The sequence below is a fragment of the Clostridium sp. C8-1-8 genome (genome assembly GCF_009928445.1).
Lineage (GTDB): Bacteria > Bacillota > Clostridia > Clostridiales > Clostridiaceae > Clostridium_AR.
The window spans coordinates 1-20,444 of the sequence record NZ_JAABNO010000027.1 but is presented as its reverse complement, the minus strand read 5'-3'; the positions used below and the strand labels follow the sequence as shown (position 1 = coordinate 20,444).

Genomic DNA, 20,444 nt, shown 5'->3' with positions numbered 1-20,444 from the left:
TTTATTGTGCCTCCCTTTTTAAAGTTTTTCTTATAACTGGTACTGATAAAAATACTACTGCAATTATAGCCCCTCCTGCACAACTCAAAGAAAATGGAAATACGTATGCAAAAGCTGCTACTTTTTTCCCTAATATAAGAGTAGCCATTGGATAAGCTATAAAAGCTCCTAATATACCTGTACCTATAAACTCCCCTACTGCAGTCAAATATATATTTTTGAACCTCTTATACACAACTCCTGCTAAAAGTGCTCCTACCATACTTCCTGGAAATGCAAGTATGGACCCAGTGCCCAATATATTTCTAAGCAGTGATATACAAAATGCATTAGCTACACCATAAAATGGCCCTAAAACTATTGCCGCAACTACATTTAAGAAATGCTGAACCGGAAACATCTTTCCACCTAAAAACGGTATATAAAATACTGATCCTGTTACAGTACCAAAAGCTATAAACAATCCACTTAGGGTCAGCTTATAAACCATATTATTACTACCTTGTATTGCTGTATTATTTTGTTTCATATAAAAAAGCCCTCCTTCTTTTTCATCTGTGAAGGGGGCTTATAACCTACTAATTAACTTCTATGATAAACTATTAAATTTATAAACTGCTTTATCTTAACCTGCAGAAATATAAATCAAAAACTTATCTAGCCGCACAAAAAAGTGCAGCATAGAAGCTGCACTAATTAACAAAATTATTGTTGCTTCCCTACGCTGGTTCTAACCAGTTCAGGTGTTAAGAGTCAGAGAATAACGTTCTCTATCTCAGCTGGCATAACCAGCCCCCCTAGCACAGATTACTATTTACTTTTACTTAATATATATTATTATATCATATAATTCTTCTTCTGTCACTATCTTCATCTATATGAGCCTAATGGCTTATTGATCTCCAAAAATTTGCTTTTTAAGTTTTAACCCTGTTTTTGTTATAGCAAGGCCACCTTGGGCTGTTTCTCTCAATTCACTAGGTAGGCTTTTTCCAACTCTATACATAGCATCGACAGTATCATCAAAAGGTATCTTTGAGCTTACACCAGCCATAACTAGATCAGCAGTGGTTAAAGCACTCACTGCACCAGCAAAGTTTCTCTTTGCACAAGGAACTTCTACTAGCCCAGCTATAGGATCACATACTAATCCCAGTATGTTTTTTATAACTATTGCAGCAGCATTTAAGCTCATTTCAGGCGTGCCGCCCATAAGCTCTACTATTGCAGCCGCACTCATTGCAGCTGCAGATCCACATTCAGCCTGACAACCACCCTCTGCCCCTGCAACAGTTGCATTCTGAGCTATTATACTTCCAACAGCTGAAGCTGCAAACAAGCCTTCTATCAATTTATCTTCACTTAAATTTAATTTTTCCCCAGCTGTAAGTAAAACAGCAGGCAGTATACCGCAAGAACCAGCGGTAGGACAAGCTACAATCCTTCCCATTGATGCATTAACCTCCGCACAGGATATGGCTTTTGCCATAGCAGATACCATAACATCTCCAGTTAGGCTTTTACCTTGCATCAAATATTTTTGAAGCTTATATCCATCTCCACCAATAAGACCGCTAACAGAGTAAACCTCTTTTTCACGGCCTTCAGTAGTTGCTTCTATCATAACCTTTAGAGCTTTTCTCATTTCATTCATTACAACATCTCTAGCTGCTTCACTTTGCTCCATTTCAGCCTGAATTGCAAATTCGCTAAGGGACCATTGGTTTTCCTTACATATACTGAGAAGCTCTTCTCCATTCCTAACCATCTTAAGTTATTCTCCTTTTCAATATCTATAGATATTTTAATTAATCTTATCTTTAATTTTGGCTATGTTTAATAATATTGTTGAAATTAAGTGGTCATGAAGGAGATGCTATATGAGCGAGCAATTAGCACAAGCTCATCTAAGCATCGGATGACTAACCACTTAATTTCAACACGGTAATTTTACATAGACTTAATTTTAAGCCCTAACTGGGTTTATCTTTATAACTCTATCTACAGCTTCTACTTTTTTAATCTCATTAATGACAACTTCATTTAAAAGGCTGTCTACTTCAAAAATCATAGTAGCAGTTTTTCCTTTTTTAGTTCTAAACACACTCATAAAAGCTATATTAACGTTGTTGTTATAAAGTATTGCTGAAACCTTTGACACCGCTCCTGGTACATCCCTGTGAGATATTATTACAGTAGGATACTCACCTGTAAAGTTAACCTCTTGGCCGTTCACCTCTGTTATAACTATACTTCCTCCACCTATAGAGGATCCAGTTATTTCGGATATATTATCCTGATTGTCTTTTATTACAAACTTAACTGTATTTGGGTGAACATCGCCTAGATATTTTTCCTTGAAATCTATCTTTATTCCTTTTTCTCTTGCTATATCTATGGATTCCCTAAGTCTTACGTCACTTGGTTCCATACCTAGTATGCCTGCAACTAAAGCTCTATCAGTACCATGCCCTTTGTAGGTTTTACTAAAAGAACCATGAAGCAAAAAAGTAACTTCCTTAATGCTGTCTCCAGCAATGGCTGCAGCCACCTTTCCCAACCTTGCTGCTCCAGCAGTATGAGAACTAGACGGACCAATCATAATAGGTCCAATTATATCAAAAGCTCCATATTTTTTCATTTGCCACGCTCCATCTTACAGTTATCATATTATTAATCTATTCATTTGCATATGAACCAGTTCTATTTTATAACATTAAGCAATTATCAAGGAAATGCTCTATGATAGGACTATTAAAATAAATTAAACTTTATAAAAGTATAATTTTATATATTTTTAAATTTAAAAATTCTTAAATTCTTAAGAATTTATAGTAATAATGCGGGTTTAGCCCATTATTATCATCTTAATACTTATAGAAACAACTACCTCCTATAAATTCTCTTAGAATGGAGTTTTCAGGAACCATATCGTTGTCTATACCTTGAAATAACTTTAGAAAGTCTATTAGTCTTTCCGCCTCATTATATACTTCACTATCTTGATGTATCTTTGAAAGCTCTTCTATAGCACACTTCTTTAGCACAGAAAGTTCGTATACCAATGTTGAATTAAACATTACATCAGCCTGCTCCTGATATACAAATATATTCTTTTCTTCTCCTCGCTTTATAGAAGTCCACATCTTTAAAGTTTCTTCTCCTCCATAACCTCTAGATAAATAATCTCTTACAATTCTTCTTATCTTTCTTACATCAGAGGTTGCAATTCTATTATGATTGTCGACGTTGAGTTGTGTCAAGGCACTTATATAAATTTTAAACTTGTTATGATCCGGTATGGTTGAAGTTAGTATATCATTAAGTCCATGTATCCCCTCCACTATCAACACACCGTTTTGTGGGAGCTTCATAGCTTCTCCTTCTAGCTCTCTCTTACCAGTCTTGAAATTATAGGTAGGCACTTTAACTGTCTCTCCACCTAAAAGAAGGTTTAACTGTTTGTTGAAAAGCTCTAAATCCAGAGCATAAATAGATTCAAAATCCGGTTTTCCCTCTTCATCTAAAGGAGTTTTATCCCTATCTATAAAATAATCATCAAGTGAAATAGGAATTGGAATTAGGCCATTGACTCTAAGCTGTATTCCTAATCTTTTAGCAAAAGTTGTCTTTCCTGAAGAAGATGGTCCAGCTATAAGAACTATCTTTACTTCATTCCTATCCCTAATCATATCTGCTATATATGCAATCTTCTTTTCATGCAAAGCCTCTGAAACCCTTATGATTTCATCAAATTCTTTTCTTATAACCTTGTTATTTAATGATCCTACATCAGCAATATCTAATATATTTAGCCACTGCTCAGTCTCTTGAAAGATCTTTTCCAGCTTCTCTTGAGGTTCAAAAACAGGGATTTCTACGCCCTTTCCTTCCTCAGGAAATCTAAGTAAAAAACCAGGTTCATGATATAGAACATCAAAGTATTTTAGTATGCCAGTAGAGTAGCCTAACTTTCCATAGAAATAATCATATCTTCCATCTAACTCATACAGCCTTACTTGGCTATTACATATATTTTCAAGTAGTTTTACTTTATCCATCATTCCATAGGAAGAGAATATTCTTATAGCTTCATCCTTTGGCATCTTGATAGTATTGATAGGTATATCCCTATCAATAAGTTCTTTCATCTTCTTTTTTATTAAGATTATATCTTCAGCATCTAAAGCCTTTTCCATATGAACTTCTCCATAAATCCCCTTGCTTAAAGAATGTTCAATTGTTATTTTGGCTTCTGGAAACAAATCTAGACTAGCCTTTATAAATACGAATTGAAGAGCCCTAACATATGCCCTATTGCCTATGCGATCATCAGCTGCTATAAACTCTAATCTTCCATTCTCTTCTATAGGACATCTTAATTCATAATATTTATTGTTAAGTTTACACAAAGTTATTGGTACTATATTATTAGGACGATATATCTTAACTAAATCATAAAACTTTGTTCCTTTTTCCACTTCTATAATCTTTTCATCTAGCTCAAGTCTCAATACCATCTTGTATTCACTCCTAGTATTATTTTATTTTCACACCAAACTTTTATAAATACTCAAAAATGCTGTTGTTAAATGCATTTTAGTTTATGTTAACTTTAAGAATACCGTTGAAAGCTTTTAACTTTCTACTTCTCCTAACATTATTATACATCTTTGATTTTAAAAAAATCCTAATATTTGAATAATTTAAATTAGTAAAAGAAATTATAACATTGGAGAGGTGATTCAGTTGTTGATTGTACTTATAAGGACGGTAATACTTTACTCTGTAGTTGTTCTTGTTATGAGACTTATGGGAAAGAGGCAGATAGGTGAGCTTCAGCCTTACGAATTTGTTATAACTATGATGATATCAGATCTAGCTGCACTTCCAATGCAAGACACTAGACTTCCATTACTTTTGGGCGTTATTCCAATAATAACATTGTTAATGTTAAAAACTGTTTTATCAGAAATACAGCTAAAGAGTAAGCTTGCAAGAAGGGTTATAGATGGAACTCCTTGTGTATTAATTAAGGAGGGTCAAGTAAACTTCCAATCACTTATAAGTCAAAGGATAAATATAGATGATCTTATGGAAGAACTGAGACTAAGCGGATATTTCAATATAGCAGATATTCAATACGCCATTTTGGAAAATAATGGTCAAGTTTCTGTAATTCCTAAAAAGTTTTTTTCTCCAGCAACCAAAGGTGATTTAAAAATAAAAGAAGATGAAGATAAACTTCCAGTAGTTATCATTGTGAACGGCAAAATAAATCAAAAGGCTCTGCTTAAATTAAAGAAAGATGATACCTGGCTAAAAAACATGCTAGACAATAATGGTGTAACCAACATGAAAGATGTATATATAGCTATGGTTGATTCAACTGGAGAGTTCTTTCTCCAAAAGAGAGATGATTCAATTGATTTTGGAGATGATGACCTATGAAAAATACTATTACATCCATATTAATTTTTCTATGCTTACTAGGTTTCATAATTTATTCTCATAGTGACTTGATAAAGATTTGCGATGACGTAAGTATAAAATGTGTTAAGATAGAAGATTCAATCAAGAATGATAAATGGGATGAATCCTATAAGCTTTCGGTAGATCTTAAGGAGTATATAGAAAAAAGTTTTGAACCTCTCTCGGTTTACATAAACCATCAAGATGCGGATATACTTGTAAATGAATCTTTAAAGCTCTCTCAATACACTAAATATGAGAATAAATCAGAAGCACTTTCAAGCATACATCTAATAAAATATTCTACTAAAGCTATAAAGGCTCTTCAAACTCCAAAGCTAGAAAACATATTCTAGAATTATTTTATTATTTTTTGTGAGAAAATATAATAATACTGGTAGAAAATATAATAATAATAGTATATAATGTACATAAGGGATAAGTCCCACTGGGACCTAAAAAGTCCCTTACCATATGATTTTTATTAAACGAAAGGTGGTATGAACATGTCATTAGTAAGTGCTAAAGAAATGTTAAATAAAGCTAGAGATGGAAAGTATGCTGTTGGTCAATTCAACATCAACAACTTAGAATGGACTAAGGCTATACTATTAACTGCTCAAGAAAATAATTCACCAGTAATTCTTGGTGTATCTGAAGGTGCTGGAAAGTACATGGGCGGATATAAGACTGTTGTAGGAATGGTTAATGGATTATTAGAAGATTTAAAGATAACTGTTCCAGTAGCATTACACTTAGACCACGGTAGCTACGAAGGATCTTACAAAGCTATGGAAGCTGGATTCTCATCAATAATGTTTGATGGATCTCACTATCCAATAGCTGAAAATATAGCAAAAACAACTGAATTAGTAAAAGTAACTGGTGAAAGAGGACTTTCATTAGAAGCAGAAGTTGGTTCAATTGGTGGAGAAGAAGACGGAGTTGTTGGAGCAGGTGAAATTGCTGATCCAAAGGAATGTAAGCAAATATCAGATCTAGGAGTAACAATGCTTGCTGCTGGTATCGGTAATATCCATGGAAAATACCCAGCTAACTGGAAGGGCTTAGCTTTCGATGCATTAAGCCAAATCAATGATATAACTGGAGACGTTCCACTAGTTCTACACGGTGGTACAGGTATTCCTGAAGAAATGATCAAAAAAGCTATATCTCTAGGAGTTGCTAAAATAAATGTTAATACTGAATGTCAATTATCATTTGCTGAAGCTACTCGTAAGTATATAGAATCTGGTAAAGACCTAGAAGGAAAGGGATTTGACCCACGTAAACTTTTAGGACCAGGATTTGAAGCTATAAAAGCTACAGTTAAAGAAAAGATGGTACTTTTCGGATCAGTTAACCAAGCTTAATATTTATATAGAAAACGCTAAAGCAAGTTTGCTTTAGCGTTTTTTGTACTTATTAAAAATTACTTTTTAGGAAACTTGATAATGAATTTTGTTCCTTTACCTAGCTCACTTTCTATTCCAATAGCTCCTTCATGAAGTTCTATTACCTTCTTTGTTATAGCCATACCAAGTCCACTGCCACCATCAGACTTTCTAGCAGTATCACCTCTTGTAAACTCATTAAAAATAGTATTTCTAACCTTTTCAGATATGCCAATTCCATTATCTTTAATTGAGATTAATATTTCTTCATCATTTTTGTCTAGAAAAAATGTCAATGTAGTTCCCGGAGGATTATACTTTAGAGCATTTATTATTATATTGGAAATTGCTCTATATAATTCATCTCTGTCAAAGGTAAACCTTATATATTCTTCTTTTATATCTACTTCATATTGGAAATTACATTTCTCTATATCTGGTATAAAGCCTATTATTGTCTCTCTAAAAAAGTTAGCCAAGTCACCTTCTACCATATTTAACTTATAGGATGGAGTGTCCATCTTGGAAAATGTAAATAATTCATCAATGAGATAATTCATTCTATTGGACTTTTCGTATATGTAATTTAAGTACTTCTTCTTCTTTTCTTCCTCTACAACTAGCCCATCATTTAAAGCTCTTGCATAACCTTGAATTGAAGTTATTGGTGTCTTCAGATCATGGGAAATATCCGCAATAATCATCCTTTTACTTTCTTCTGCCCATTTTTTTTGTTCTTCTGCTTCCCGTATCCTCTGTGACATATCATTTAGTGCATCTCTAATCATAGCAAGTTCACTATCTGCTTTACACCTAATCTTATAATTATAATCTCCAGTACTTATGGTCTGTATTCCCTTTATTATATGCTTTATAGGATTACTTATCTGCTTAGCTATTAGCTTACTAAGTACAAACATTATAAGTAGTAGTACAACTCCTGCTCCGCTAAATATAGAAAGCATAAATAACTGTATATCCCTTTCAAGTGGGGATCCCGTCATCTGTCCACTTAGCGATAACCCAATATTTTTAGGTGGAAACTTTACAAGACATATATAACTAAGTCCATCATTTCCTTTAAACGTCGCTGCTGAGTAAGAAGTTCTATTAAAGTCAAAGCTTGCTTTCAAATCTGTAGACAAATCATTCACAAGTTGTTCTTCTGTATACTCCTTTATATCATCTTTTTTCTGACCTTTTACATATATAACCTTATTGTCTTTAAGTATTTCAACCCATCCGCCAAACTTCTCTATATAAGTAGAGTCTATATTTTTATAGTCACTGCACACAATTGCTTTTGCAGTAGACTTAGGAAAGTCATTATCGTTATGCCTTTTAGCCGAAAATAAAGTAAAAAATGCTAGAGCTATTATCATAAGAAATAGTAACACGATAGTTACCACACCAAATATGAAATAGCCTAACATTATCTTTATATATATACTTTTAGGTTTTCTTCTTTTCTTTAATACTTTCATCTAGTCCACCTTTGACTTTCCAGTAAACTTATATCCTAATCCTCTCACCGTCCTCAAATATTCTGGTTTTTTAGGATTATCTTCAATCTTGTCTCTAAGATTACTTATGTGAACCATTATGGTATTATCATCACCATAATATACTTCTTCCCAAACTGTTTCAAAAATCTGTTTTTTAGTAAATACCTTATCTACATTTTTCATAAAAAGGCTTAATATCTTATATTCAGTTGATGTAAGATCAAGAAGTCTTCCAGCTTTAAAAGCTTCACAGCTTTCTTCATCTAGTTCTATATCACCATGAACTATCTTCTGAGCTTCCTTAGTCTTATTATTGGCTCCGCCCATTAAAAGATAATAACGTCTCAATTGAGCCTGAACCCTGGCTATAAGCTCTAGTGGATTGAATGGCTTAGATACATAATCATCTGCTCCAAGACCTAATCCAAGTATCTTATCGCTAAAATCATTTTTAGCAGATATTAAAATTATAGGAACATTGAGTTTTTCTCTAGCTTTCTTTATAAGCTGATATCCGTCAATGCCAGGCATCATTATATCAAATATAGCTAAATCTATACTCTTTTCACATAATATATTCCATGCGTCTATTCCATTGAAACACTTTATTATGTTATACCCTTCTTTTTCAAGATAAAGTTCAACTAATTCAACTATCTCAATTTCGTCATCAGCAATTAGTATGTTTTTTGCCATAATTACCTCCAACCTTAAATTTGTATAGGTTATATGCTAGTACCAAAGCTGCTTTCAATAGATAAACTTACTAATTGAAGTTTTAATAAACTTAACAGCTATAACTTCCATAACCTTATTTTTCACATAACTTAAAATCGCCATAAAAATAGCGATTTTAAATTAGGCATAATATAAACTTATTACTATACATTATTTTCTAGTTATAAGAAATATTATAATTTAATGTTGTTCGAGGTACAAGCAAAATTTTAAAATTTGCCTCTGTCAAAGAAACCTGTTGAAATTAAGTGGTCAGTCATGAGATGCTTTCATTGTAATAGCACGCTCATATACCATATCCTTCGTAACCACTTAATTTCAAAAATATTATTAAACATAGTTAAAAACTTAAATGTTTTAACATCACAATGTACTTAATATTGGCTACTCATAACTTAATATTTCTACCACGTTAAGTTTTGAAGCTCTAATAGCTGGAACTATACCTGCAAAAAATGCTACTAATGCAGATATCCCTAAAGCCACTAATAAGTTATTTAAGTTTAGTGCTAAGTTCAAGGTACTTGAAGTTGATTTCATATATAAGTTTATCCCATAAATAGCTAGGGAAGAAGTTAAGCATCCTAGTAGTCCTCCTAGAACTCCAAGCACCAAGGATTGAAACATAAACACGAAACTAATCTGTTTCTTTGATGCGCCTACAGCCTTCATAACTCCTATGGACTTTTTCTTTTCTTGAATGGTCATAGTCATTGTATTTATAAGACCTAAACTTGCAACTAGAAGAACAATTATACCTGCAACAGTTAGAATGCTTTTTATCCCTTTAGTGAAGGAACCTATAATATCTAGCATCTCCACCATATTAGATGCGCTATATCCCATATCTTTTCTTATTTTATCTGTAATTGCTTTTACTTTATCATCACTTTTAGCAACTATGCCAACCTGAGAATACCCTTTATCTGCAAGGTAATTATCCTTTTCTTCATAGTAACCTTGTACCTTACTTACTATGTCCTCAGAAGTTAATATATTGGTTCCAAAACCACTCTTTCCCTTAACTACACCAACTATTTTCCCATCAATAGAGAAAGGCTTCTTAACCTCAGCTCCATTTACCTTTGGAAACTCTACCTTCATACTTATCTTTTTTCCTATAACTGATTTATAATCCTTTATGCCAAGTCTATCTAGATACTTTTCTCCTACTAAAACCTCATCATTTTTGCCTGAGAGTTCATTTCCATAAGTTATATTATTATCAGTCTTATAATTAAAATCAAAAGAAAAACCAATTATATTTACACTTTTCTTCTTAACATCACTATTGCCCTCTAACTCAACACCAGTTAACTTAGAATCTACAACTGCATAAAGTTCATTGACTCCATCTATCTTAGACATCTTAGTTACAGTATCTTTATCTATTTTTTTCGTCTTATCTTCCTTCTTATCAGAAGTGGTAGTACTTGTACTACTGCTTCCTGTATTCACTGACACTGATACTGGAGATGAACTCTTATCATACTTTAGGGGCATAACACTTATTTGTTTCGTATCTCCAAAGCTTGAGAATAATTTAGTAGCACCTTTCGATATAGAGTCTCCTACTCCCATCATAGACACCATCAAAAAGCTTCCAACAGACAGGGCCACTACGGTTAGAACGGTCCTTACTTTTCGTTTTCTTATATCACTAACTGCCATTGATAATCCATCTGATATTTTCATTTTTCTCCTCCTAACCATTTAGTGCTTCTATAGGATCCATCTTCGAAGCTCTCATAGCTGGATATAAACCTGCTAAAACTGCTATAGCAATAGAAAATGCTAAAGTAGAGCCTATAAGCCATAATGGTATACTAAAATTAAAGGTAATATCTATTTTTGAAGCTTTCAAATAAGCTATCAATCCCAGCTGTATTATCTTAAATATACCTACGCTAATAATTATTCCAGTTATACCACCTATGAAGCCAATGGTTCCTGATTGAACTAAGAATATACTTCTAATGCTTGAGTTATTTGCTCCTACTGACTTCATTACTCCAATACTTCTAGTTCTCTCATAAATAGACATAACCATGGTATTAACTATACCTAAGCCAGCAACAAATAAAACAATTATACCTAATATAGATAGTACTAAACTTATATTGTTGAAGGCTTTTGTTATGTCCTTAATCATATCTTGATTAGATACAGCTTGATAGCCTTCAGACAGTACTGCATTCTTTACCTTTTCAACATTATCGATCTTATCTGCAGAAAGCACTAAAGAGTTAAAACCTTTTTCGCTCTCATAATCATTTACAAACTGTGTAACCCCAAGGATCTCTGCTGCATCTTTTGATGAAGTTATTATGCTGTCCCCAGATAATAAATTCTTATCAACAACTCCAACTATCTTCAGCTTTTTTTCAACTGGCTTAATAGTTATATTATTTGCCTTATCCAATACTATAGATATTTCTTTGCCAACAGCATCTTCAGCCTTGCTAAATCCCAATGCTGAAACCATGTTCTCACTTATAATAGCCTCACCTTTTGAATCTTTATCTAATATATTTCCACTTAGCATAATCTTCAGATTATCATTTTTTAAAGCTTTCTTTTTACTGCTAAGCTCATCTTCAAAGAATATTGAATGTTTTAAATCATATCCTTGTATGCTAAAGAATCCTTCTTTCACGCTATCATTTACTTTAATCTTTTCTGCACCGGCAGTAATAGAAGCCTTTAGTTCCTTTACTCCATTCATTGATGCAAGTTTATTTATCATATTACTATCTATCTTTTTAAAGTTTTTCTCATTCCAATCTTCATAATCTGACATATCCTCTAGCTCTGGTGCATCTTTCTTTATAGGACTCACCGTAACAACCTTTGAACTCAGCTCTCCATTCATTGAATCCACTATAAAGTTTTTCAAAGTAAATCCAAGTCCTGCCATTATTAAAACCAGCATAGTACCTATTGCTATACCTAAAGAAGTAAGAAAAGTTCTTCCTTTTCTTCTTTTAAGATCATGAAGGGCCATGCCAACATTGTCTCTAAATCGCATTTTCTACTCCCCTTTCATTGACCACATCATCGATTATAACTCCATCCATTATTTTAACCATTCTCTTTGCCTTTTGAGCCTCAATAGGATTGTGAGTAACCATTATTATTGTATATCCCTTACCATTAAGCTCCTGAAACAAGTTCATTATATTTTCACCGGTTTTTGAGTCAAGATTACCTGTAGGCTCATCTGCAAATATTATCTGAGGCTTATTAACAATAGCTCTAGCAATAGATACTCTTTGTCTTTGTCCACCAGACATCTCAGTAGGTTTATGCTTTACCTTATCCTTTAGCCCCACAAGTTCTAGAGCTTTAAGAGCCCTTTCCTTTCTTTCCTTCTTGCTGACCCCTGAAAATATTAAAGGCATCATAACATTCTCTAAAGCTGTTTGTGTATTCTCAAGATTAAAAGCTTGAAATACAAAGCCTATTTTTTCATTTCTATACTTAGCCATATCCTTGTCTTTAAGCTTCGAAATATCCTTTCCATCAACAGTTATACTTCCTTTAGTAGGACTGTCCAATCCTCCCACAAGATGCATCAATGTGGATTTACCAGAACCAGAAGGCCCTACTATAGCTACAAACTCGCCATCCTCGATATTAAAAGAAACCTTATTTAAAGCTACAACCTTTTCTTTTCCCATTCTATATACCTTTGACAATTCTTTTATTTCAATCATTTTAATCCTCCCAAACCTTTCAATGATTATTTGTATATCCATAAATTATTAATGGAACAATAAATTATATAAAAAACTTATGCCTAATTGTTTAGCATTATTGTTTTTTATGAACGACGTTTAGTCTATTTATAATTCTAACCACTTTTACTTAAGTAGCTATTAATTGAATCTTAAGATTACCTTAAAATCTGACAGGAGATATATTTTTTCATTTTTATTCTTAATCCTATATATGTCTTTGAATCATCCAATCATATTTATTAGAAGCTTTATCTGAAATATAATTTTCTAATAAAACGCAAGCTTTTTCATCATACTTTTGTAAGAACTTTGAATTGCATTGCCATTCCTAAATAATAAAAAAAGCCAATGCTATTTTATACAAGCATTAGCCTAAACAATTTATTGTTTAATCCCTTATTTATTTGTGAACTGTAGGACAATTCCTAATATAGGTAATATAAATCCCCAATACTCCATATTAACAAAGAAAAATGAATGCGTCCTTCTAGCTATAATTTCTTGACCAGTTTCCTTATCTATATATACTTTACCACTTCCTCTATTTAAGGCTCTTCCAACAAAGAAACATAACAAACCTGCAAGCAGATAAGCAAAAAGACTCACCCAACTATGAGCTCCATAAAACTCTTTTCCTGCAACTAATTCAACCACAGTAAAACTTAGAATTAGAAACACAAATGTTAATATACCATATCCCTTCCATATAATCATTTTAATCTCCCCTATTCTATTTAGATTTAGTAAAACAAACTAAGCAATTACATTTTAAGATTGGTATATCCCTTTTAATATTTAAAATATTTGTAAATTGTTTAAAAGACCATCCAATCATTCGAATTTTAATTCTCCGCTATCCGCTAGGATATGCATTCTTAACATCTGGTCTTGATAGTTCTGTTACTGCATAGTTCTTAAAGTTTCCATCTATGAGTATTTGTACTGATTTTACTCCTGATGGATTTATTGACCATCCTCTAACCCTTAAATTATTGCTAATTTCTTTTTTACTGCTTACATTAAATAGCTATTATAAGCTCATGAAATTACTAGGTTTAGCTAGAAAAATTTTCATGCTGGTCTATATAGTAGAGAAAGACGGTCATCGATAGACGACCGCCTTTAGTTAACAATTTTATCTTTTTTGCATCTGAAGGGCGATAAATACCTGCACACCTTGTGTTGCTTCCCCAGTCAAACTCTTTATCTCTATCTGACAACTTTATTATTTGTACCATATAAAGCCCTACATTATCAGGATTTTTATCATCAACTATTCTGTCAATAAAGAACACAATATATTTGTCAACATCTGTTGTGACAGTATAAAAACATTTCAGTTCACTTGTATCTACTCCATGATTAGTTGACTCTGAAACCTCTAACGCTCTTTCATTAGACACAATCTTGCCTTTATAAAACTCCATTAAATAATCAATTCCATCATTAATATCTTTTGTTTCTTTCAATGCCTGTGCAGAGAACATTTTTTTCAGCCCTTCTTTATCTTTCTTATCTATTGCTTCTACTATCTTTTGAAAACTGTTATCCGCAATTTTACCATCATCTCTAGAAAATCTATTAGCTACAGGATTTTTAGAAATTTTATAAATGCTACAAGATGATATCACTAATGACATTACAAATATTATTGTAATTGATAGTATTCTCTTAATGCTCATAACTACTCCTTTTCCTGGTCTGCTATAGTTGATTTTTAATATTGTTCTTTTAAATAATCTATGTGCAAAAAAATATTTCTACTTAACCCAGTAATGTTTGACTCAGCATATCCAAAATTACCAGACCATTTACCTGCGCTCGTTAGTAAATTATTCAAATATCAAATCTAATATTTTTGCTTTTCCTATAACTCTAGAGGCTATTTGTATTAAATAACTGTTCCTAATTTTAATTAACCCACTTATTTCATTATATACATCACTATCCACTGCTGGCATTTCAATAATTACTTTATGATACTGACCTCTAATAAATTTCGTTACATTATAGTTTCCGATAATATTTCCTGATAATAATATATCATTACCAAAATTTATTGATGGTCTAATTATATATTTTGTATCTAAATCTTCCGTTAACGCCTGTGAATTATCTACATGTAAATCAAAATACACTTCAGCTTCTAATAACAACATTTGTTTACCCTCATCTTAGTATTTATGAATTATCTCCTTAATCAAAATAATTAAATGCACTTAGCTTATCTGAATGAATTCTCTATCAAAATATTCAGCGATTTCACTATTTCCAATGGTTTTAGAGTCAATTGTTCTTGCAATAGAATGTATTTATTTAGCTATAAAAAGATAATTAACCAGCCTACTTATATTTCAGCTGATTAATTTAATCTTTTAACTAGTTTATTAATATTATTGGATATAACTTTATGTTGTTCCAACTAGCCCTATTGTTTATATCATATGAAACTAATTCTTTAATGCAATTCCTGTTTTTTAATACTTCCCATTGGTACCGAGGAAAATATATGATAATTTATGCCTATAAACTATTTAATATCAAGAAAACCTAAAATCTTTAATATTTATAAATTGTATATTCTTATACTTCCCTTTTTCTATTAATTTCTTTAGTCGTTCAGTTACAATTATAACCCCCTTCCAATTATCATAGCAAAACATGTCTGATCCATCCCATTTTTCTAAATCTACACTTAAGCCTTCCACCTCTTTACGTTTTTCGTAAATCTTGTTACCACACTTTTCACATTTATCTACTATCCTACCATCTATTTGCCTTAGATATCCACACTTGCTTGTAATAACTATCTCCCTTAAATCACTATAGTCAATTTCAATACTTCTATAATTACTATCTACCCAATCCTCTACTATTAGTTCCTTAAGTTCATAACCTTTCACATTTTCATACTTTAAAAGTTCCTGTAATCTACCACTAATTATATTAGTACTTGGAACCCAGTAGTAATCTGCTACCTTTTTACCCTTCATACATACCCTTAATTTATCAAGTAATATTACATCTATACTTTTACATTTTTCACATTCGACTACTTTTTTAGGACTTTCCTGTACAATTGCTGTTGCATAATTACTAAATAACTCTGTCATAATATAAAACTCCATTATATACCCTCCCTACTTTTTAACAGCCCTGTATTTGGTTATATCACAGGTATTTGCCATTTCTTTTAATTTTTCAAGTATTTGCTCAGACGTTGCTCCTCCATTATCACGAATATATTTTGCCCAAACAGTGTTCCATGTTTTCCCCAGTGGTGAGTTATTAGTGTGTATACCATCTCCTATTTTAAGCCTATGTATATCCTCTGGTAAGTCAAAGAAATACTCAGGACTATTTACATCCAGCCCTTTTGTTGCAAACCAATCTTTAAATTCTTCTGGCAACCCATGATGAATTTCCCCTGTTGAATCTATCATTATTCCTGACTAAAGGTATTTCCTTATTAGTAATAATACTCTCTTATCCTTAATGCTTCTTGATAATTTATGCATTAAGATATCATGGTTGACCTTATCAAAGAATTTCTCTAAGTCCATATCAACAACCCACCTATAGCCATCATTGATATACTGCTCTGCTTTCTTGATTTCATCTTTAGCTCCTCTTTGAGGACAGAAGCCAAAGCTACTTTCAGAAAATCTTCTATCATAGATAATATTTAATTCTTGAGCAATAGCTTGTTGGATAAGTCTATCCAAAACTGTAGGTATACCTAAGAGTCTAGTTCCACCATTAGGTTTTGGTATTTCTACTCTTCTAACTGGCATTAGTCTATACTCACCATTAAGAATATTCTCTCTAATAGATATCCAGTTTGTTTTCAGAAATTGTTTAAGTTCATAAACTGCCATTCCGTCCACGCCGTGGCTACCTTTATTAGATATTACTCTTTTAAGGGCCAAGTTCATATTATCCTTGGATAATATCCTTTCTATTGAGCAATATTCAAATCCACTAATTTTCTCCTTTGGAGTTGCCGAGAATTCTCTATGCACTCTTTTCTTATCTTCGAGTTCCACTCTATCTTTGGCACTAGAGCCTAAATATTTAGTTTTCTGCAATCTTTGAGCATTCTTCGAAACTTTCAAACTTGAAAAACCTCCTTAAAGTTCAGTCCTTCATCCGCTATCGCTATTATCGGAGTTACTATGACTTCTGCTGACTTCTGATAGTTCAGTTACATATCGCTATATAGGTTATCGCCCTAGAAATCTATCTTTGTAAACTATGTACCTATCAGACCTCCCAAGGTAATAACAACAACCTTCATCTCATATATCTGCTACATTTACTCCTAGGAATTGGGATAGTGTAGGACTTCGTTTTGTTTTGCAAACTCGTCCGTTTCTAGTAAGCCTTATATGTAGTTCGTATCCCTCAGACGGAGACTTTGCCTTAGGCTTCCTTAAGATTCCACCTCATGATGGACAACCTTGCCATTAGCTAGTGGTTTCCACTACCAAGCCCACAGCGGACTTTCACCGCCAAGTTGTTCCCCATGCTGGGCACACAAATAATGAACCAGCCTACTTAAATTCAGCTAGTTCATTTAGTGCTTCTCTTACTGCATTATTAATATTATGCAGTAAACTCTCCTTATTTTCTACCTAAACTTCTATCAGCCTCAATTTGAAGTTGTGTAGTTTTTTTCCCCATATACTCTTTAGCAATCTTTAGAACTTGTTTATCATTCCCTAATATTTCTATAACAGTGATTGAAAAAATACTTATTAAATGCTCATCTTCACAATTAGATACATTTTCAAAGTAGTCAAATATATTCTTTAATAACTTGGTTTTTTTATTTTCTTTTATTAAATGTATAATATCTGGCATAAAAATATCTTCAATTACAACAGTTTCTAATAATGCACCATACTCCTCTATAGATTTTCTATAGTCATCCTCTCTTTCCGGTAAAAAATCTAACATCATTCTAAAAAATTTTTCTGATTCTTTGCTCATCTATTACGCCCTACCTATCTAAATAGTTTTATTGCATCTTCTAAATCTTCTTGAAAACTTTCTGCAATATCTAAATCATTTAGCCCCAATTCATTACTATTTATAATCTTCTTCAATTGAATCACTCTTTCCTGTGCTTTTTGCAAATGTGTGGAAGTACCTTTGGTAAATTCATCAGCCAATGCTGCTGCCGTTCCACCATCACCTATAGTAGCACCTGGTCTATATAGTTCATTGGCAACATTTTTTAAATTCCCATTCTGTATCACCTGCAATAACTTCTCCCTAGTATTCCCAATCAACTCTGGCATTTTACTCAAAAGCTCTTGAGTTCGTGTTTTATTAATAATGGTACTAGCTTCTGCCGCCTCCTCAATAAGGCCACCCACTTTTTCAGCTTCAACTTTTTTGCCCTTAACTATGCCAAACATTTCTAAAACATCCGAGAGTTTAGATGCTTTTAATAATGGTTTGATTAATTCAAATGCCTTCTCTACTGCTTTATCCAAAGCTAATAATAGCATAACTTCACCAAATGCACGCCCCAAATATCTTGCCTTAAGATTTCCATCTCCATTTTTGAAATTTTTAACTATTTCATCAAGTTCCTTATCTATAATCTCCCGTAACATTTGATTATATGGAGAACCATCAACCGATACTGCAACTAATAAAAAAGCTGCCATTTCCACTGATTTTATTGGATGCATAATAATCTGAGATATTCCTTGTAAATTATCAGAAACTGCATCCTTTATTCCGTCAAAGAAGCTTTCTGTTAATGATAATAATGTTACTACACTTCCGCTATTGCTTACATTCACATTAAAGCCCATAGTCTGTTGAGCATAGCTTCCGTCATTTCCTGTAGTTGTTACAGTAACTGTATGGTCTCCATTTGATAATTCTGCTACTTCTATATCGTATTCAAAGCCACTCTTATCTGCATTTGGATAGCTAGGATATGCATTCTTAACATCTGGTCTTGAGCAACCAATATTTGCATTACTTATAAAGTTTCCATCTACATATACTTTAACTTGACTTACCCCACCTTTGTGTAAAGACCATCTATATACCCTTAAACTACTGTTTAGGTTTTGTCCTTCAGTTGGTGCATCAATGTTCATTCTTGGAATTAAATCTTGTACTAAATTGATTTTGAAAGCTTCTATTCTCTTACTTTCACCAGTAGTTCCTGCCAACTGTCCATCACTTACAGTATCCATCCATCCCTTATCCTGCACATGTACTTGATATTGTATATGGTAGCCTGCTGGTGCATTTTCCAGCTGCATTCTCATAGCTTCTATTCTTAAGCTACGTCCCATGGTACCTGCATCTGCTCCATCATATACATAGTCCATCCAGCCTATGTCTTGAACATGTACCTGATACTTTATTCTAGCTCCTTGTGGCAATCCACCTCTATTATTCAACTCTAAGACCTTGTCCTGTTGTTCCAGCAATTTGCCCTTCTGATACATAATTCTGCCAGCCTATACTTTCCACATGAGCCTTATATCTTACTGGCCCAGTCATTGTATCAGTAACCTTTTTATTTTTCAATATATTTAGGAAAGCATTTGTTACCTTCTGAGATCAACTTCATTATCAGCGTATACCTCCACTTGTTTCTCTGAACCATAAGCTATTTTTACCTATCCTTAACTTTCTACAACGATTTCCTTCATGTCACCAACATAGCTTTCTATTGTCTTAAGACTCTTACCATACTCAATTAGGTTCATCTTGAAATCTTCAATCATTTTACACATCATCTTTACTCCTTTCAATTTCTCTGCATGGAAAAGAGCCAATGCTTCTTCATTAGAAACATTGACTCTTATCATTGCAATAATATATATTTAGCTTTTCTTTTAGTTACGGCACACTGCATTATTAAGATTTTGTAGTAGGGCTACTTACTGCAAGACTACTGAGAAGTAAGGACACTAATGGATTTAACTTTATCATGTGCCGATTTTAAGTTTTTCAGAAAGATATTTCCCAATTTTGCAGTCAAAAATAAGTATATCAATGTTTTCAGCTTCCACTTATACTTGGTTTAATACATGTTGAATGAACTCTTCTGGTAACTCCATATCATACTTTTCTAGATAGTATATTATATCAGAACGCCATTCATATTTACCATCACTCATCAAGCAAAGTTCATCAATTTTATTGTTAGGATTCAGTATATCTCTAACTATTGCTGGAGCAACTGCTACAACCTTGCACTTTTTCATATACTTTATAACTTTCTCCTTTTCCTCAATTGGCTTATTAAGCAAATCTTTTATTGATGGATACTTACTATCTTTATCCAACTCACATGTTTGTCCTATAATAATCATGCTATTCCTCCCTATGCCTTAAATATATTCCATGTACCAGTGTTGTTAATTCCAATTTTCATTGCACCATCTTCATATACATATACAATATCTGATGGAGCCATTACTTCTACACCTAGATTTTGGGCTAAGTATTTGGCTGCAATAGCATCATCAGCACCAGTCTCGCAAGAAATTAATCTTATGGCACCCCCTGGTATGATAAGCTTGTAAAGATTAATCAATGGATCTCCCCAAAATCTT

General features: G+C 32.8%; 23 protein-coding genes and 1 riboswitch. Of the genes, 3 read left to right on the top strand and 20 right to left on the bottom strand.

The window, feature by feature from the left end; translation table 11 throughout:
* Window position 1 precedes the first annotated feature (1 nt).
* The 4 genes from thiW to GXK57_RS20880 form a co-directional block, all read right to left on the bottom strand.
* Window positions 2-529, bottom strand: a complete 528-nt coding sequence (thiW, locus tag GXK57_RS20895; protein ID WP_243156483.1) for an energy coupling factor transporter S component ThiW — start codon at window positions 527-529, stop codon at window positions 2-4.
* Window positions 530-699: 170 nt separating this feature from the next.
* Window positions 700-809: riboswitch (TPP riboswitch) on the bottom strand.
* An 83-nt stretch (window positions 810-892) separates the two neighbouring features.
* Window positions 893-1,768, bottom strand: coding sequence for an L-serine ammonia-lyase, iron-sulfur-dependent, subunit alpha (gene sdaAA, locus GXK57_RS20890; protein ID WP_160679965.1), 876 nt, complete (start codon window positions 1,766-1,768; stop codon window positions 893-895).
* A 198-nt stretch (window positions 1,769-1,966) separates the two neighbouring features.
* Complete coding sequence (sdaAB, locus tag GXK57_RS20885) at window positions 1,967-2,641, bottom strand: L-serine ammonia-lyase, iron-sulfur-dependent subunit beta (protein ID WP_160679964.1); 675 nt, start codon at window positions 2,639-2,641, stop codon at window positions 1,967-1,969.
* A 226-nt stretch (window positions 2,642-2,867) separates the two neighbouring features.
* Window positions 2,868-4,520, bottom strand: coding sequence for a nucleoside kinase (locus GXK57_RS20880; RefSeq protein ID WP_160679963.1), 1,653 nt, complete (start codon window positions 4,518-4,520; stop codon window positions 2,868-2,870).
* Between the two features lie 229 nt (window positions 4,521-4,749).
* Here GXK57_RS20880 and GXK57_RS20875 point away from each other — a divergent pair, with 229 nt between their 5' ends.
* The 3 genes from GXK57_RS20875 to fba all read left to right on the top strand — a co-directional run bounded on the left by GXK57_RS20875 (window position 4,750) and on the right by fba (window position 6,845).
* On the top strand, window positions 4,750-5,451 hold the full coding sequence (locus tag GXK57_RS20875) for a DUF421 domain-containing protein (protein WP_160679962.1): 702 nt from the start codon (window positions 4,750-4,752) through the stop codon (window positions 5,449-5,451).
* Entirely contained in the window at window positions 5,448-5,828 is a 381-nt protein-coding gene (locus tag GXK57_RS20870) for a DUF4363 family protein (RefSeq protein WP_160679961.1), read from the top strand. Before GXK57_RS20875 ends, GXK57_RS20870 begins: the two co-directional genes overlap by 4 nt.
* A gap of 150 nt (window positions 5,829-5,978) precedes the next feature.
* Window positions 5,979-6,845 carry a class II fructose-1,6-bisphosphate aldolase gene (gene fba, locus GXK57_RS20865; protein WP_160679960.1) on the top strand — a complete coding sequence of 289 codons (867 nt, stop codon included), beginning with the start codon at window positions 5,979-5,981 and terminating at the stop codon, window positions 6,843-6,845.
* Window positions 6,846-6,904: 59 nt separating this feature from the next.
* Here fba and GXK57_RS20860 read toward each other — a convergent pair whose 3' ends face one another.
* The 16 genes from GXK57_RS20860 to GXK57_RS20785 all read right to left on the bottom strand — a co-directional run.
* Window positions 6,905-8,350 (bottom strand): HAMP domain-containing sensor histidine kinase, encoded by a 1,446-nt coding sequence (locus tag GXK57_RS20860; RefSeq protein WP_160679959.1) that lies wholly within the window; start codon window positions 8,348-8,350, stop codon window positions 6,905-6,907.
* A complete protein-coding gene (locus GXK57_RS20855; protein WP_160679958.1) occupies window positions 8,351-9,067 on the bottom strand; it encodes a response regulator transcription factor in 717 nt (238 codons plus the stop codon).
* A gap of 426 nt (window positions 9,068-9,493) precedes the next feature.
* Entirely contained in the window at window positions 9,494-10,804 is a 1,311-nt protein-coding gene (locus GXK57_RS20850; RefSeq protein WP_160679957.1) for an ABC transporter permease, read from the bottom strand.
* Between the two features lie 10 nt (window positions 10,805-10,814).
* The gene (locus GXK57_RS20845; protein ID WP_160679956.1) at window positions 10,815-12,137 is read right to left on the bottom strand and encodes an FtsX-like permease family protein; all 1,323 of its coding nucleotides are present in this window, start codon (window positions 12,135-12,137) and stop codon (window positions 10,815-10,817) included.
* The gene (locus GXK57_RS20840; protein WP_160679955.1) at window positions 12,127-12,825 is read right to left on the bottom strand and encodes an ABC transporter ATP-binding protein; all 699 of its coding nucleotides are present in this window, start codon (window positions 12,823-12,825) and stop codon (window positions 12,127-12,129) included. Before GXK57_RS20840 ends, GXK57_RS20845 begins: the two co-directional genes overlap by 11 nt.
* Window positions 12,826-13,245: 420 nt before the next feature.
* Window positions 13,246-13,563 (bottom strand): hypothetical protein, encoded by a 318-nt coding sequence (locus tag GXK57_RS20835; RefSeq protein WP_160679954.1) that lies wholly within the window; start codon window positions 13,561-13,563, stop codon window positions 13,246-13,248.
* Between the two features lie 341 nt (window positions 13,564-13,904).
* Window positions 13,905-14,531 carry a DUF5104 domain-containing protein gene (locus GXK57_RS20830; RefSeq protein WP_160679953.1) on the bottom strand — a complete coding sequence of 209 codons (627 nt, stop codon included), beginning with the start codon at window positions 14,529-14,531 and terminating at the stop codon, window positions 13,905-13,907.
* 150 nt (window positions 14,532-14,681) lie between these two features.
* Window positions 14,682-15,008: a hypothetical protein gene (locus GXK57_RS20825; RefSeq protein ID WP_160679952.1), complete on the bottom strand. Its 327-nt coding sequence runs from the start codon at window positions 15,006-15,008 to the stop codon at window positions 14,682-14,684.
* Window positions 15,009-15,389: 381 nt separating this feature from the next.
* Window positions 15,390-15,977, bottom strand: coding sequence for a hypothetical protein (locus GXK57_RS20820; protein ID WP_160679951.1), 588 nt, complete (start codon window positions 15,975-15,977; stop codon window positions 15,390-15,392).
* Window positions 15,978-15,989: 12 nt separating this feature from the next.
* A complete protein-coding gene (locus GXK57_RS20815; protein WP_160679950.1) occupies window positions 15,990-16,292 on the bottom strand; it encodes a DUF2380 domain-containing protein in 303 nt (100 codons plus the stop codon).
* A gap of 9 nt (window positions 16,293-16,301) precedes the next feature.
* Complete coding sequence (locus GXK57_RS20810) at window positions 16,302-16,964, bottom strand: reverse transcriptase domain-containing protein (protein WP_243156482.1); 663 nt, start codon at window positions 16,962-16,964, stop codon at window positions 16,302-16,304.
* A gap of 508 nt (window positions 16,965-17,472) precedes the next feature.
* Window positions 17,473-17,841, bottom strand: a complete 369-nt coding sequence (locus tag GXK57_RS20805) for a resolvase (protein ID WP_160679949.1) — start codon at window positions 17,839-17,841, stop codon at window positions 17,473-17,475.
* A 14-nt stretch (window positions 17,842-17,855) separates the two neighbouring features.
* A complete protein-coding gene (locus GXK57_RS20800) occupies window positions 17,856-19,310 on the bottom strand; it encodes an Ig-like domain-containing protein (RefSeq protein ID WP_160679948.1) in 1,455 nt (484 codons plus the stop codon).
* Entirely contained in the window at window positions 19,273-19,383 is a 111-nt protein-coding gene (locus GXK57_RS20795) for a hypothetical protein (protein ID WP_160679947.1), read from the bottom strand. The genes GXK57_RS20800 and GXK57_RS20795 overlap by 38 nt, the downstream gene beginning before the upstream one ends.
* A gap of 515 nt (window positions 19,384-19,898) precedes the next feature.
* Window positions 19,899-20,201, bottom strand: coding sequence for a hypothetical protein (locus GXK57_RS20790; RefSeq protein ID WP_160679946.1), 303 nt, complete (start codon window positions 20,199-20,201; stop codon window positions 19,899-19,901).
* Window positions 20,202-20,212: 11 nt separating this feature from the next.
* Window positions 20,213-20,444 (bottom strand): hypothetical protein (locus tag GXK57_RS20785; protein WP_347709105.1); only part of this gene is annotated, 232 nt, incomplete at its 5' end.

Coding starts and splice junctions, on each gene's coding strand:
- thiW (WP_243156483.1), bottom strand. CDS start 529: ATGAAACAAAATAATACAGCAATACAAGGTAGTAATAATATGGTTTAT.
- sdaAA (WP_160679965.1), bottom strand. CDS start 1,768: ATGGTTAGGAATGGAGAAGAGCTTCTCAGTATATGTAAGGAAAACCAA.
- sdaAB (WP_160679964.1), bottom strand. CDS start 2,641: ATGAAAAAATATGGAGCTTTTGATATAATTGGACCTATTATGATTGGT.
- GXK57_RS20880 (WP_160679963.1), bottom strand. CDS start 4,520: ATGGTATTGAGACTTGAGCTAGATGAAAAGATTATAGAAGTGGAAAAA.
- GXK57_RS20870 (WP_160679961.1), top strand. CDS start 5,448: ATGAAAAATACTATTACATCCATATTAATTTTTCTATGCTTACTAGGT.
- fba (WP_160679960.1), top strand. CDS start 5,979: ATGTCATTAGTAAGTGCTAAAGAAATGTTAAATAAAGCTAGAGATGGA.
- GXK57_RS20860 (WP_160679959.1), bottom strand. CDS start 8,350: ATGAAAGTATTAAAGAAAAGAAGAAAACCTAAAAGTATATATATAAAG.
- GXK57_RS20855 (WP_160679958.1), bottom strand. CDS start 9,067: ATGGCAAAAAACATACTAATTGCTGATGACGAAATTGAGATAGTTGAA.
- GXK57_RS20850 (WP_160679957.1), bottom strand. CDS start 10,804: ATGAAAATATCAGATGGATTATCAATGGCAGTTAGTGATATAAGAAAA.
- GXK57_RS20845 (WP_160679956.1), bottom strand. CDS start 12,137: ATGCGATTTAGAGACAATGTTGGCATGGCCCTTCATGATCTTAAAAGA.
- GXK57_RS20840 (WP_160679955.1), bottom strand. CDS start 12,825: ATGATTGAAATAAAAGAATTGTCAAAGGTATATAGAATGGGAAAAGAA.
- GXK57_RS20835 (WP_160679954.1), bottom strand. CDS start 13,563: ATGATTATATGGAAGGGATATGGTATATTAACATTTGTGTTTCTAATT.
- GXK57_RS20830 (WP_160679953.1), bottom strand. CDS start 14,531: ATGAGCATTAAGAGAATACTATCAATTACAATAATATTTGTAATGTCA.
- GXK57_RS20825 (WP_160679952.1), bottom strand. CDS start 15,008: ATGTTGTTATTAGAAGCTGAAGTGTATTTTGATTTACATGTAGATAAT.
- GXK57_RS20820 (WP_160679951.1), bottom strand. CDS start 15,977: ATGGAGTTTTATATTATGACAGAGTTATTTAGTAATTATGCAACAGCA.
- GXK57_RS20815 (WP_160679950.1), bottom strand. CDS start 16,292: ATGATAGATTCAACAGGGGAAATTCATCATGGGTTGCCAGAAGAATTT.
- GXK57_RS20805 (WP_160679949.1), bottom strand. CDS start 17,841: ATGAGCAAAGAATCAGAAAAATTTTTTAGAATGATGTTAGATTTTTTA.
- GXK57_RS20795 (WP_160679947.1), bottom strand. CDS start 19,383: ATGACTGGGCCAGTAAGATATAAGGCTCATGTGGAAAGTATAGGCTGG.
- GXK57_RS20790 (WP_160679946.1), bottom strand. CDS start 20,201: ATGATTATTATAGGACAAACATGTGAGTTGGATAAAGATAGTAAGTAT.